Annotated in this window: 14 protein-coding genes; 9 read left to right on the forward strand and 5 right to left on the reverse strand. The window is 67.2% G+C overall.

Going from position 1 to position 12,284, the window contains the following annotated elements; translation table 11 throughout:
- Positions 1–55: 55 nt before the first annotated feature.
- From carA to GY40_RS04685, 4 genes are all read left to right on the forward strand, one after another.
- Entirely contained in the window at positions 56–1,264 is a 1,209-nt protein-coding gene (gene carA, locus GY40_RS04670) for a glutamine-hydrolyzing carbamoyl-phosphate synthase small subunit (protein WP_038359045.1), read from the forward strand.
- A gap of 28 nt (positions 1,265–1,292) precedes the next feature.
- Positions 1,293–1,622 (forward strand): NIPSNAP family protein, encoded by a 330-nt coding sequence (locus tag GY40_RS04675; RefSeq protein WP_038359048.1) that lies wholly within the window; start codon positions 1,293–1,295, stop codon positions 1,620–1,622.
- Between the two features lie 172 nt (positions 1,623–1,794).
- On the forward strand, positions 1,795–2,613 hold the full coding sequence (locus tag GY40_RS04680) for a prephenate dehydrogenase (protein WP_051987512.1): 819 nt from the start codon (positions 1,795–1,797) through the stop codon (positions 2,611–2,613).
- A gap of 50 nt (positions 2,614–2,663) precedes the next feature.
- On the forward strand, positions 2,664–3,089 hold the full coding sequence (locus GY40_RS04685; RefSeq protein WP_038359050.1) for a group III truncated hemoglobin: 426 nt from the start codon (positions 2,664–2,666) through the stop codon (positions 3,087–3,089).
- Between the two features lie 111 nt (positions 3,090–3,200).
- On the opposite strand, the gene GY40_RS04690 is transcribed toward GY40_RS04685, so the two are convergent.
- On the reverse strand, positions 3,201–4,133 hold the full coding sequence (locus tag GY40_RS04690) for a LysR substrate-binding domain-containing protein (protein ID WP_038359051.1): 933 nt from the start codon (positions 4,131–4,133) through the stop codon (positions 3,201–3,203).
- Between the two features lie 91 nt (positions 4,134–4,224).
- Here GY40_RS04690 and GY40_RS04695 point away from each other — a divergent pair, with 91 nt between their 5' ends.
- Positions 4,225–5,133 (forward strand): DMT family transporter, encoded by a 909-nt coding sequence (locus GY40_RS04695; RefSeq protein ID WP_051987513.1) that lies wholly within the window; start codon positions 4,225–4,227, stop codon positions 5,131–5,133.
- Here GY40_RS04695 and GY40_RS04700 read toward each other — a convergent pair whose 3' ends face one another.
- Positions 5,134–6,387: an SAM-dependent methyltransferase gene (locus GY40_RS04700; RefSeq protein ID WP_038359054.1), complete on the reverse strand. Its 1,254-nt coding sequence runs from the start codon at positions 6,385–6,387 to the stop codon at positions 5,134–5,136.
- 154 nt (positions 6,388–6,541) lie between these two features.
- Here GY40_RS04700 and GY40_RS04705 point away from each other — a divergent pair, with 154 nt between their 5' ends.
- From GY40_RS04705 to GY40_RS04715, 3 genes are all read left to right on the forward strand, one after another.
- The gene (locus GY40_RS04705) at positions 6,542–7,234 is read left to right on the forward strand and encodes a class I SAM-dependent methyltransferase (protein WP_038359056.1); all 693 of its coding nucleotides are present in this window, start codon (positions 6,542–6,544) and stop codon (positions 7,232–7,234) included.
- Between the two features lie 179 nt (positions 7,235–7,413).
- Positions 7,414–8,217, forward strand: a complete 804-nt coding sequence (locus GY40_RS04710; protein ID WP_156115867.1) for a hypothetical protein — start codon at positions 7,414–7,416, stop codon at positions 8,215–8,217.
- Between the two features lie 5 nt (positions 8,218–8,222).
- On the forward strand, positions 8,223–8,693 hold the full coding sequence (locus GY40_RS04715) for a hypothetical protein (protein ID WP_038359059.1): 471 nt from the start codon (positions 8,223–8,225) through the stop codon (positions 8,691–8,693).
- A gap of 28 nt (positions 8,694–8,721) precedes the next feature.
- On the opposite strand, the gene GY40_RS04720 is transcribed toward GY40_RS04715, so the two are convergent.
- The 3 genes from GY40_RS04720 to GY40_RS04730 all read right to left on the reverse strand — a co-directional run bounded on the left by GY40_RS04720 (position 8,722) and on the right by GY40_RS04730 (position 10,839).
- Positions 8,722–9,126, reverse strand: coding sequence for a GtrA family protein (locus GY40_RS04720; RefSeq protein ID WP_038359060.1), 405 nt, complete (start codon positions 9,124–9,126; stop codon positions 8,722–8,724).
- A gap of 129 nt (positions 9,127–9,255) precedes the next feature.
- On the reverse strand, positions 9,256–10,317 hold the full coding sequence (locus GY40_RS04725; protein ID WP_038359061.1) for a class I SAM-dependent methyltransferase: 1,062 nt from the start codon (positions 10,315–10,317) through the stop codon (positions 9,256–9,258).
- A gap of 117 nt (positions 10,318–10,434) precedes the next feature.
- Positions 10,435–10,839, reverse strand: coding sequence for an ArsR/SmtB family transcription factor (locus tag GY40_RS04730; protein ID WP_248311088.1), 405 nt, complete (start codon positions 10,837–10,839; stop codon positions 10,435–10,437).
- 105 nt (positions 10,840–10,944) lie between these two features.
- Between GY40_RS04730 and GY40_RS04735 the strand changes: the two genes are divergently transcribed.
- Positions 10,945–12,159, forward strand: a complete 1,215-nt coding sequence (locus GY40_RS04735) for an MFS transporter (RefSeq protein WP_051987514.1) — start codon at positions 10,945–10,947, stop codon at positions 12,157–12,159.
- The last annotated feature ends 125 nt before the right edge of the window (positions 12,160–12,284 follow it).

Genomic DNA, 12,284 nt, shown 5'->3' on the forward strand with positions numbered 1-12,284 from the left:
TGCAGCCCCGCCCCCGCATTTCTGCCGCTGGCGCGGCCTGGACCGAGACATAGACATGACCGCCACCGAAGGAAACCCCGCCGATAGTGGCTGGACCGAACCGCGCGCGACCGCGCTCCTCGTGCTCGCCGACGGCACGGTGCTGGAAGGCTTCGGCCTCGGCGCCGTGGGCGAGGCGCCGGGCGAAGTCTGCTTCAACACCGCGATGACCGGCTATCAGGAAATCCTGACCGATCCCTCCTATGCGGGGCAGATCGTCACCTTCACCTTCCCGCATGTCGGCAATGTCGGCGTGAACGAGGAAGACACCGAGACGGTGAACGCCGCCGCCTCCTCCGGCGTGCGCGGCTGCGTGCTCCATGCCGCGATCACCCAGCCCTCGAACTGGCGCGCGAACCGGCATTTCGACGCCTGGCTCAAGGCCCGCAACATCGTCGGCATCTGCGGCGTCGACACCCGCGCGCTGACCGCGCTGATCCGCGACAACGGCATGCCCAACGCCATCCTCGCCCATAGCCCGGACGGCGTCTTCGACATCGAGCGGCTGAAGAAGCAGGCGGCGGAGCTGCCCTCGATGGCAGGCCTCGACCTTGTCCCGCTCGTCACCGCCGCCCAGCGCTATGACTGGGACGAGACGCCCTGGGTCTGGCCCGCCGGCTATGGCAAGCGCGAGACCACGAACTACAAGGTCGTCGCCATCGACTACGGCGTGAAGCGCAACATCCTGCGCCTGCTCGCCAAGGCCGGCTGCGACGTCACGGTCGTGCCCTCGACTGCAAAGGCCGAGGACATCCTCGCCCTGAACCCAGACGGCATCTTCCTCTCCAACGGCCCGGGCGACCCGGCCGCAACCGGCGAATACGCCGTGCCGGTCATCAAGGAACTGCTCGACCGGAAGGTCCCGACCTTCGGCATCTGCCTGGGACACCAGATGATGGCGCTCGCCATCGGCGGCCAGACGATGAAGATGAAGCAGGGCCACCACGGCGCCAACCACCCGGTGCAGGACAAGACCACCGGCAAGGTCGAGATCGTCTCGATGAATCACGGCTTCGCCGTCGATCCGGCGACGCTGCCGGCCAACGCGATCGAGACCCATGTCTCGCTCTTCGACGGCTCGAACAGCGGCATCGCGCTCACCGACCGCCCGGCCTTCAGCGTCCAGCACCACCCCGAGGCTTCGCCCGGCCCGCAGGACAGCCACTACCTCTTCAACCGCTTCGTCGAGCTGATGGCGGCGGAGAAGGGCAAGAAGGCGGCCTGAGGGCCGACCAGGACGACCGGAGGCAGGCATGATCCACCAGTTGCGCATCTACGAGATCTTCGAGCGCAACAAGGCGGCCTTCCATGCCCGCTTCCGCGACCACGCCGCCCGCATCATGGCGCGCCACGGCTTCCACATCGTGGCGATGTGGGAGACGGCGAGCGCCGGGCGCACCGAATTCGCCTATATCCTCGCCTGGCCGGATAGCGAGACGAAAACGAACGCCTGGGCGAGCTTCATGACCGATCCGGAATGGAGCGAGATCAAGCGCGTCACCCGGAACGAGCATGGCGACATGGTCGGCGCGATCGAGGACCGCATGATGAACCCGACCGACTACTCCCCGAAGCTCGGTTGACAGCACCGCACCCGCGCGCTTTAAGCAAAGCATGATCAGCCTGCTCGCCTTCCTTCACGGCTATTACGCCCCGCTCTCATAGAGGCGGTGGCATTCCCATGTTCAACCGCCGCGCTGGCGGTTGAATTCAGGCAGATCACCCGGCATCGCGGCCCACCACCGGACCAGAGCGATGTCTTCCAGGATCAGAACCGTCTCCACCATCGGCATCATGGGCTTCGGCGCCTTCGGCCGCCTGATGGCCCGCCATCTCCAGCCGCATTTCGCCTTGCGCGTCTGCGACCCCACCAGCGCGCCCGCAACCGATACGAGCGGCAAGGGCCTGCAGCCGGCGACCCCTGCCGAAGTCGCATCCTGCGACCTCGTCATCCTCGCCGTGCCCGTTCCGGCGATCCCCGAGGCGATCGCGGCTTTGCGCCCGCATCTCAAGGCCGGCGCCATCGTGCTCGATGTCGGCTCGGTCAAGATCGGCCCCGCCCGGGCGATGGAAGCCGCCCTGCCCGATGATGTCGAGATCATCGGCACGCATCCGCTCTTCGGCCCGCAGAGCGCTCGCAACGGGCTTGCCGGCCTCAAGATCGCGCTCTGCCCGATCCGTGGCCGCAGCACGCCGCGCATCGCCGCCTTCCTGCGCCATGTCCTCAAGCTGAAGGTCATCGTGACGACGGCCGACGCCCATGACCGCGAGGTCGCGATGGTGCAGGGCCTGACCCATCTCATCGCCAAGATTCTGGTTCGCATGGAGCCGCTGCCGCGGACGATGACCACGGCGAGCTTCGACCTCCTGATGCAGGCGACCGAGATGGTCCGCTACGACGCGCCGAACGTCTTCATGGCGATCGAGCGCGCCAACCCGCACGCCAAGGCGGTGCGAGACCGCTTCTTCGCTCTGGCGGAGGAGATGCGGCTGTTCCTGGAGCATGGCCATGGCGAAGCGGCGCAAAAGACTCCCGCCCTGCCTCACAAGGTCGCAGAGGTCGTGCAGGCCTAGCCTTCGCGATCCTCAGCGACGAGAATATCGGAAAGGCGAATGCTCCTGCGATGACCGACAATCCCCTGCTCTACCCGGGCGCCGCCCATCCCGATCTGCGCGAGCCGATGATCGCCGACCTCGTCCGCACCTTCTACGAGCGGGCGCGTCTGGACGATGTGATCGGCCCGGTCTTCGCGGCGGCTGTGACGGATTGGGACGACCACATCGTCAAGATCACTGATTTCTGGAGCGGCGTGATGCTGCGCACCGGCCGCTACAATGGCCGCCCGATGCGCCCGCATCTGATCCTGCCGCTCGAGGGCAAGCATTTCGACCGCTGGCTCGACCTGTTCGAGGCGACGGCAAGCGAGGTCTGCGCGCCCGACATCGCAGACGCCTTCATCATCCGGGCGCGGCGCATCGCCGACAGCTTCGAGATGGCGCGCGCCAGCCAGCGCGGCGAATTCGCGGCACCGCGGCATAGTTTGCGGTGAATGCAGTGCGTCATTCTCGGGCTTGACCCGAGAATCTCAGGCCGAAAGAGGCTCTGGCACTCGCTGGTCATGAGATGCTCGGATCAAGCCCGAGCATGACGCGCAAGGCATCTAGGCCGCGCGTGCCTCCCGGCTCAGGAACGTAGCGATCTCTCCCCGATCAGCTCCCGCCTCCCGCGCGATCCGCTCGGCAAGGACCACCGACGAGGGCCGAAGCGTCCCCAGCGGCCGGTCGAGCCAGTAGGACACCGGATTCAGCGCCTCCCGCGCATCAACCCGTACGATCCGTCCCGCCGCGAGCTGCTCGCGCGCCAAAGGCGGCCGGGCCAGCGCGATGCCAAGCCCATGGGCGGCCGCATCGAGCACGAGATTGTAGTCCTCGAAGCGGCGATCCTGCGGCCGCGGGCGATAATCCAGCCCCTGCGCCGCGAACCAGGCCTTCCAGCCGGCCGCGTCGGAATCATGGATCAGCGGCTGCGCCAACAGGCGCTCCGGCGCGCCCTCCCCGATCGCGGCCGCGAGCCCCGGCGAGGCGATCGGAAAGCACCATTCTTCGAACAGCTTGAGCGAGAGCCGGTCCGGCGCGCCGCCGCGCCCGCAACGGATGCCGAGATCAACGCCTTCCTCCTCGAAATCCACCTTGCGATGCTCGACCTGCAGCACGATCCGCAGCGAGGGCGCGCCCGCCTCCAGCACGGCCAAGCGCGGCATCAGCCAGAGCGCGCAGACCGAAGGCGGCGCGCTGACCCGCACCACCGAAGCGCCGCGCGCCTCGCGCCAACGTTCGGAGGTATCGGCGATCAACGCGAAAGCTTCCTGCGTGCGCTGGAGCAGGCGCTGCCCTTCCGGCGTCAGCGAGACACCGCGGGCCTGCCGCAAGAAGACACGCAAGCCGAGCCAGTGCTCCAGCTTGGCGATCTGCCGGCTGATGGCGCCATGCGTCAGGTTCAGCGCCTCGGCGGCCGAGGAGAAGCTGCCGGTGCGCGCGGCCGCCTCGAAGGCGCGCAGGGTGTCGAGCGGCGGCAGGTTCGAGCTGTGATCCATCATCACAGCTCATGCGCGAATTGTTCGTTTGTCAATCAGCTCGTGCCGGCGCTTATCGGCAGCAACCTTTCGTCATTGATGGATCGACGCCATGTCCTCCTCGAGCTGCGCCTCCCCTGCGCTCATTGCCCCCGGCGCCAGGCGCCTCGACCCGACGCTGGTCTTCACCGTGACTTTCACGGTCATGGCCTGGGCCTCCTCCTTCCCGGCGATCCGCGCCGGGCTCGCCGGCTTCGGCCCGGCCGAGATGGCCGCGTTGCGCTTCGCCCTTGCCGGCGGCCCGGCCGCACTCTTCCTCATCGCGACGCGGGCGAAGCTGCCCGAGCGCGCCGACATCTGGCGCTTCCTGGTCGGCGGCGTGATCTTCATCGCCGGCTACGCCCTGCTGCTGAATTTCGGCCAGCGCGTCGTGCCGGCGGGTCCTGCCGCCTTCATCATCAACACCAACCCGATCATGACGGCCGTGCTCGCCATGATGATCCTCGGCGAGCGCTTCAGCCTGACCGCCTGGCTCGGGACGGCGCTGTCCTTCGCCGGCATCGGCGTGATCGCGCTCGGCAAGGGGCTCGACGTCGAGATCGGCATGAGCGTGCTGCTGATCCTCGGCGCCGCCTTCTGCAACGCCATCACCACGGTCGTGCAGAAGCCGCTCTTCGCCCGCTACAAGCCCTTGCATGTCGCGGCCTGGAACATGGCGATCGGCGGCTTCGTGCTGCTGCCCTTCCTGCCCTCCGCCATCGCCCAGGCTCAGGTCGCCCCGGCCGTCTCCTTCTGGTCGGTCGTCTACCTGGCCGTTGTGCCGAGCCTGATCGCCTACGGCACCTGGGCCATCACCCTCTCGCGCCTGCCGGCCGCCCGCGCCTCCAATTTCCAGTACGCCGTGCCGCCAGTGGCGATGCTGCTGGGTTTCCTGTGGCTCGGCGAGGTGCCGACGCTGTTTGGCCTGATCGGCGGCGTCATGGCACTGGCCGGGGTCGTGGTGGTCAATCTGAAGCGGTGATCAAAACCCCTTCGCCGCCAGCGCCTTCTCGTCATCGGCGATATAGTCGCGGATGATCGGGACGGCGCTCTTGTGCGGGCCGAGCAGAAGCTGGAACACCATGTCGCCGCCGATATCGAAGGAGATCGAGCAGGCGCAGAGATAGAATTCCCACATCCGGGCGAAGCGCTCGCCCATCATGCCGACCACCTCCTGGCGCCTGGCCATGAAGCGCTCGCGCCAGGCTTCGAGCGTCCAGTGGTAGTGGCGCCGCCAGAATTCGCAGTCCGAGGACCAGAGCCCGGTCTGCTCCACCGCCGCGAACACCTCCGACAGCGCCGGCGCATAACCGCCGGGGAAGATGTATTTCTCGAAGAACGGCCCGGTGAAGCCCGGCGGCCCGGCGCGGCCGATGCAGTGGACGAGCGCGATCCCGTCCGGCGTCAGCAAATCGCGGATCTTCTCGAAATATTCGCCGTAATGCGCGACGCCGACATGCTCCATCATGCCGACCGAGACGATGCGGTCGAACGTCCCCGTGAGCTCGCGATAGTCCTTGTTGATGAAGGTCACGGCATCGCCGACGCCGGCGGCCTCGGCCCGCTTTTGCGCTGCCGCCATCTGGTCGGGCGAAACGTTGAGGCCGGTGACCTTGGCTCCGCAGGCTTTCGCCAGATAGATCGAGAGTTCGCCCCAGCCCGAGCCGATGTCGAGCACGCGCATGCCGGGCTCGATCTTCAACTTGGCGGCGATGTGCCGGAGCTTCGCTTTCTGTGCTGCCTCCAGCCCGACCTCGGGACTGTGCCAGTAGGCACAGGAATAGGTCATCGTCTCGTCGAGCCAGAGCCGGTAGAAATCGGTCGGGATGTCGTAGTGATGCTTGACCTTCTTGCCGGCGGCACCGAGCGGGTTGTGCATCCGCCAGCGCCGGATGCGGAAGCGAACCTGCCGGATCGCCTTTTGCAGCGGATGCTTGCGCAGTTCCTTCCGTTGCAGCCAGAACAGCGTGAGCAGGTCGTGGATCGTGCCTTCCTCGAAGTCGATCCGCCCGTCCATGTAGCCTTCGGCCAACGCCAGCTCGGGATTGAGGAAGAGCTCCCGCTCGATCCGGTCGTCATGAAAGCGTACGGTGACGGAGGGTGCGATCTTGCGCACCCCGGCGAACAGCATCTCGGCCGGGCCGGGGCCGAAGACATGCCGCTTGCCATCCGGGGTGACGACAGTCAGGCGCCCCTGGCGGACGAACCCCTTGAGCAGTCGCGGCAGCAGCAGCATCGGCGATCCCCGTTGACCCCGCGAGTCGCGGGCAGCCCGGCGAGCTAATCGCAAACGGCGCCGCGCCGGAAGCCCTGTGGTTGCGGAGCGGCCCGGCTTTCGCTTACTCGTCGCAAGGAAGAGGCCGCATCCGGCCCGAGGATCGAGCGAACCCATGTCCTGGCGCGATTTCTGGAACGGCGAGCATGCGATCTACGTCTCGCCACGCCACAAGGCCCTGCATTACCGCGGGATCGCGAGCGACCTGATCGGCCATATCCCCTCGCCCGCAGCGGTCGTGCTCGACCATGGCTGCGGCGAGGCGCTCGATGCCGCCCGCGTCGCGCGGGCCTGCGGCAAGCTCTATCTCTGCGAGGCGGCGCCGAGCGTCCGCGAGAAGCTGCGCGGGCAGTTCGGACGGCTGGAGACGGTCGCGGTCGTCTCGCCGGAGGAGGTCGAGGCCCTGCCCGAGGCGACGCTCGATCTCGTCGTCGCCAATTCGCTGATCCAGTACCTCTCCCGCGACGAGCTGAAAGCCGTGCTCGCGACCTGGCACGGCCGGCTCAAGCCCGGCGGCGCCCTCGTCCTCGCCGATGTCATCCCGCCCGATGTGAGCCCCCTGACGGACGCCACCCAGCTCCTTGCCTTCGGCTGGCGCGGCGGCTTTTTCCTGGCAGCTCTTGCCGGGCTCGTCCGCACGGCCTTCTCGGATTATCGCAAGCTCCGCGCCCAATACGGCCTTTCGACCTATACGCCGGAAGCTGTCCAGGGCCTGCTGCGCGAGGCCGGCTTCGTCGAGATCCAGCGGCCCGCGAATTTCGGCCACAACCCGCATCGGATGACCTTCAAGGCGATCAGGCCGGCCTGAAGGCCGGTGCGCGCGCAGCCGCTTGCAAGTCGCTCCTGCAAACCGAACACCGGAAGCGCCGGGCATTCCGTAACTGAACCCGACGGAATGACTTGATCCGGAACGGCAAATATGGCTTTGAGCGCGGCTTGTCTCCACGTCACCGCCACTAAGTCACTGCCTCCAAGCCCGGAATGCCCGTGCAGGACCAATTCGCCTGTCCTTATTGCGACGCAATGCTCAACCGGGGCGTGCTGTCCTGCCGCTGCTGCGGGCGCGATCTCACGCCCGTCCTGCCGCTGCTGCGCCGCCTCGATACGCTGGAAGAGCGTCTCGCCGCCTTCGAGAAGAAAGCCGAGGAGGACCGCGCCGCAGTCGCGGCCATGCCGGCACCACCCGCGGCAGAGGTCAAGGCGGCAATCCTGCCCGAGGCTATGCCTCCGGCCGATGAGCTGCCGCCTGCCCTGAACGCGGCGCGTCGGCGCTTCTGGGTGCTGCCGCTCGGCTTCCTGCTGCTGCTCGGCGCCTATGGCTCGGTCGTGCTCTGGCTCGACTTGCCCCTCTGGTCGCTGCGCCTTGCCTCGATCGCAATTCCCTTCACCACGGGCCTGATCTATTTCGGCGTCCGCCCGCGGCTGCTCGCCTTCGATATCGGCATCGCCCTCGCCTTCGCGATTTTTTCCGTCGCTGCCATGAACGCGTGGCTGGGTTGGCACGACAATATACCGCTCCTTCCGCAGGGATCGGCAGCCTGGCGCGAGACGTTCTTCTATGCGCTGAGCATCGGTGCCTCCCTTTTCTCGGGGATGTTGCTGCGCGCGACGCAGGCTGCGCTGACTGCGCGCGGCCTCGTCTCGCTGCCGGAACTGCGTAGGGGGCTGCTGGCTGTTCACGGCAAGATCCCGATGGAAACCCTGAAGACCATCGAGACCACGATCCTGATGGCCACGACCGTTATTTCTGCCATTGCCGGCATCATTGCCGGAATTTTGGGAGTGAAATAAGAAAGATGATCGAGACTGTGCTTGTCCGGCACGTTCTGCCTGCCGTCTTCGCTGCCGCCATTATGCTGTCGAGCGCCCATGCCGCCGACCCGATCCAGCTCATCACGCGCCAGGAGGCCGCGCTGCCGGCCGCCGGCATCGCCGCCACGGGCACGCGCAACCTGACGCGCGGCCCCGGGATCGACACCTTGCCGACGCCCGACAAGGGCGTGGACGGCAAGCCCTTCCGGCTGGCCGTGCGCTTCGTGCCGAGCAACGGCGTGCCGGTCGACCCTTCGACCGTTCGCGTCTTCTATCGCCGCCAGCCCCCGCTCGACATCACCGAGCGCGTCAAGACCTTCATCACGCCGGCCGGCATCGATGCGCCCGCGGTCGTGGTGCCGCCCGGCACGCATGTCATCGAGATCGAGGCGACTGACAAGGAAGGCCGCATCGGCCGCCGGCAGCTCCAGCTGACCGTCGCCCCGTCGCCATGAGATCGGGTGGAGGCGGGCGAAATGCCAGTCAACTCGCCCGGTCGGCGAAGCTGAAGAATTTGTGGCCGAGGAACGAGAACACCATCACCACCCCCGTCGTGACGAGCTGCATCGGCAGATAGGGCAGTCCGAGCCGGGTCACGAAGAGATGCATCAGCAGGCCGGTGAGCACGAAGCCGCCGGCCGCGATCAGCCCGAAACGCCAGCCGGCCTGCGCATGGCTGCGCGTCGCGTCGAAAGTCATCCAGCGGTTCAACCCATAGGAGACCAGCGCGCCGACGACGAAGCCGGCGAGCGTCGCCGGCACGGGATCGAGCCTGGCGCCCTCCACCAGCCCGATCAGCACGCCGTAATGGGCCACCGCCGTCAGCCCACCGGCGAAGGCATAGCTGACGAGTTGGCGGAACTGGCGCGGATAGCGACGAAGCGGCATCCGCGCTTCCTAGATCATCGGGCGCGCGGGGCGAATGATTTTTTGCCTCGCGCGGTCCCGTCATCCTGCATCGCGCCTCTCACGCGACAGCCTGTCGGCGCGGTTCACGTCCCGCCGTGTCCTGCAGCGTCAGGCCCGGGCCTCGAAGACCATGTTGAACGGCGTCTCCGTGGCACGGCGGAAGTGCGAGAAGCCGGCATCGAGCGCAACCTTCCGCAGGCGCATCTCGCCCGCCTGCGCGCCAAGCCCGAGCCCGACCTCCTGCGACAGCGAGGCCGGCGTGCAGATCATCGTCGACGCCCCATAGAAGATCCGCCCGACCGGGTTGAGATTGTCCTTGAGATGGTCATGCGCAAAGGGCTCGACGATCATCCAGCTCCCGTCCCTGGCCAGCGACTCGCGCACATGCTTTCCGGCACCGACCGGGTCGCCCATGTCGTGCAGGCAGTCGAACATGGTCACGAGGTCGTATTTCCGTTCCGGGAAGTCCTTGGCCGAGGCGCGCTCGAAGGTGATGCGGTCGCCCACGCCGGCCTTCTCCGCCGCCTCGCGCGCCCGCTCGATCGAAGGACCGTGATAGTCGAAACCGTAGAAGCGCGACTGCGGATAGGCCTGCGCCATCAGGATGGTGGAAGAGCCGTGTCCGCAGCCGACATCGGCAACCGTCGCGCCCCGCTGCAGCTTGGCCTCGACATCGCCCAGCGCCGGGATCCATTCGGCCGTCAGATGGGCATTGTAGCCCGGCCGGAAGAAACGCTCGGTCCCGCGGAAGAGGCACCTGCTGTGCTCGTGCCAGCCGAGGCCGGCACCGCTTCGGAAGGCCTCCGCGACCTTCGGCTCGTCGATCCACATCGACTGGACGACCTCGAAGGCGCCGGCGAAGAAGGCCGGGCTGTCCTCCTCCGCGAAGGCCATGGCCTGCTCCGGCGAGAGGCTGAAGCTGTCGCTGCCTTCGTCATAGTCGACATAGCCGGCCGAGGCCTGCCCGGCGAGCCATTCGCGCAGATAGCGCTCCTTGAGGCCCGTCTTCTCCGCCAGTTGCCGGGAGGTGACGGGCTCGCCATCGGCCATCGCCTTGTAGAGGCCGAGCTGATCGCCCAGCACGATCAGGGAGCCGGTGACGGACGCTCCGACATCGCCGACAAGACGTCCCACCAGCGCATCGAGTTTCTGAGGGTCGGCTTCACGCATGGCCATGCTCCTCGGGTTAGGGCGTGGCCGGCTTGACGCGATCCGGCTCGACGCCATCGCGGAAGCGGCAACGCTATACCCTTAGGTAAGCATGTCAACGCAAGGACAGGTCCGCTCTCAGCCCTTCGCCTGAGCCGGCTCGGGGACGCGCGGCAGGCTGGGGTCGCGCTGCGCTGCCTCGATCACGCTGTCGAGCAATCCCGGGAAGCGCCGGTCGAGATCGGCGCGCCGGATGCTGAGATAGCGCGAGGTGCCCTCGACGCGCATATGCGTGATCCCGGCCTCGCGCAGCTTGGCGAAGTGATAGGAGAGCAGCGACGGCGAAGCCAGCCCGACGAAATTGCTGCAGCGGGCCTTGTCCATCTCCGTTGCATCGGAGAGCGCCACCAGAATGCCGAGCCGGATCGGATCGGCCAGCGCCGCGAAGATGTCGGCCGGCGCGACATCGTCGATATCGGGATGGAACAGCGGTTTCATGCCTCCGAGATAGGCGATGGCATCACTCCTGACAAGATTCAACATTCATTGAAATTACCCTTGCGGTAATCGCCAGGCGCGATTAATTCAATGATCATTGAATTTCGAAGCCTGACTTCGATACAGCGACCATCCGCAAGGATCACTCCTATGGACATCCGTCTCTTGTCGCTCGCCGGCGGCGCGTTCGCCATCGGCACGGGCAGCCTGATCGTCACCGGCATCCTGCCCCATCTCGCCTCCGGCCTCGGTGTTTCCGTCGACACCGCCGGCCTGCTCATCTCGATCTTCGCCCTGGCCTATGCGGTCGGCTCGCCGATTCTCTCCACCGTGCTGGGCGATGCCGATCGCAAGCGCGTCCTGATCGGTGCGATGGCGGTCTTCGGCCTCGCCAATCTCGGTGCCGCCTTCGCCACGGATTTCACCGTCGTCGTGTTGGCGCGCGTCGTCATGGCCTTCGCGGCCGGCGTGTTCATGCCCGCCGCCAACGCCGTGGCCGTGGCCATCTCTCCGCCTGAACGGCGCGGGCGCGCCATCGCGCTGGTCACCGGCGGCATGACCGTGTCGTTGATTCTCGGCATCCCGATCGGCACCGCCGTCGTCGGCTTCGGCGGCTGGCATCTCGCCTTCCTGATCGTCGCCGGCTTGAGCGTGCTCTCGCTGGCAGGGCTCTTCGCCAGGCTTCCGGCCGGCTTGCCGCACGGCACCAACACGCTGCGCGAGCGCCTGCAGGTCGCGAGCCGCTCGGACGTGCTGCTGGCGTTGGGCACGACCATGCTTTGGACGACCGGCGCCTTCGTCCTCTACACCTATATCGCGCCCTTCCTGACCAACCATGCCGGTATCGCCGGCCCCTGGCTGGCGGCGACGCTCGTCCTCTCCGGCATCGGCTCGGCGCTCGGCAACCAGTTCGGCGGGATGGCGAGCGACCGCTTCGGCCCCGAGCGCACGCTCTCGGTCGTGCTGACGATTCTCACCGGGGCCCTGCTTGCGGCCTCGCTGGTCGCGGTGACGCTGCCGCCGGCGATTGCGATCTATCTGCTGCCGCTCGTCATCATGGTCTGGAGCGGCGCGGGCTGGGCCGGCCACCCCTCGCAGATGTCGCGGCTGGCGGCGATGGCGCCGGACGCCATCGTCGTCGCGCTCTCGCTCAACGCATCCGCCCTCTATTTCGGCATCGCCGCCGGCGCGGCTTTGGGCCAGCAGGTGATGCGCCATGCCGGCACCTGGTCGCTCGGCTTCGTCGGCGCCGCCTGCGAGATCGCGGCGCTCGGCCTGCTCTTCGTCGCCATGCGCCGCAAGCGCAGAACGCCCAAGCCGCTGGAGATCGATCTCGTGCTGCCGGCATCACGGCCTGTGCGTTGATGCGGGTGGGAAGCGCTTTTAGCTTTCCCCCGCCGCCTTGCCCGTCTATAGCGAGCGCCTAGCATTCATTCAGACGCTCGCTCGGCCTCCGCTCGCCCGATCGGACCGGCCTTGCGCGCGCCTGC

The sequence above is a fragment of the Allobosea sp. UNC402CLCol genome (genome assembly GCF_000745475.1).
GTDB lineage: Bacteria > Pseudomonadota > Alphaproteobacteria > Rhizobiales > Beijerinckiaceae > Allobosea > Allobosea spartocytisi.

Coding starts and splice junctions, on each gene's coding strand:
- carA (WP_038359045.1), top strand. CDS start 56: ATGACCGCCACCGAAGGAAACCCCGCCGATAGTGGCTGGACCGAACCG.
- GY40_RS04675 (WP_038359048.1), top strand. CDS start 1,293: ATGATCCACCAGTTGCGCATCTACGAGATCTTCGAGCGCAACAAGGCG.
- GY40_RS04680 (WP_051987512.1), top strand. CDS start 1,795: ATGTCTTCCAGGATCAGAACCGTCTCCACCATCGGCATCATGGGCTTC.
- GY40_RS04685 (WP_038359050.1), top strand. CDS start 2,664: ATGACCGACAATCCCCTGCTCTACCCGGGCGCCGCCCATCCCGATCTG.
- GY40_RS04690 (WP_038359051.1), bottom strand. CDS start 4,133: ATGGATCACAGCTCGAACCTGCCGCCGCTCGACACCCTGCGCGCCTTC.
- GY40_RS04695 (WP_051987513.1), top strand. CDS start 4,225: ATGTCCTCCTCGAGCTGCGCCTCCCCTGCGCTCATTGCCCCCGGCGCC.
- GY40_RS04700 (WP_038359054.1), bottom strand. CDS start 6,387: ATGCTGCTGCTGCCGCGACTGCTCAAGGGGTTCGTCCGCCAGGGGCGC.
- GY40_RS04705 (WP_038359056.1), top strand. CDS start 6,542: ATGTCCTGGCGCGATTTCTGGAACGGCGAGCATGCGATCTACGTCTCG.
- GY40_RS04715 (WP_038359059.1), top strand. CDS start 8,223: ATGATCGAGACTGTGCTTGTCCGGCACGTTCTGCCTGCCGTCTTCGCT.
- GY40_RS04720 (WP_038359060.1), bottom strand. CDS start 9,126: ATGCCGCTTCGTCGCTATCCGCGCCAGTTCCGCCAACTCGTCAGCTAT.
- GY40_RS04725 (WP_038359061.1), bottom strand. CDS start 10,317: ATGCGTGAAGCCGACCCTCAGAAACTCGATGCGCTGGTGGGACGTCTT.
- GY40_RS04730 (WP_248311088.1), bottom strand. CDS start 10,839: ATGTTGAATCTTGTCAGGAGTGATGCCATCGCCTATCTCGGAGGCATG.
- GY40_RS04735 (WP_051987514.1), top strand. CDS start 10,945: ATGGACATCCGTCTCTTGTCGCTCGCCGGCGGCGCGTTCGCCATCGGC.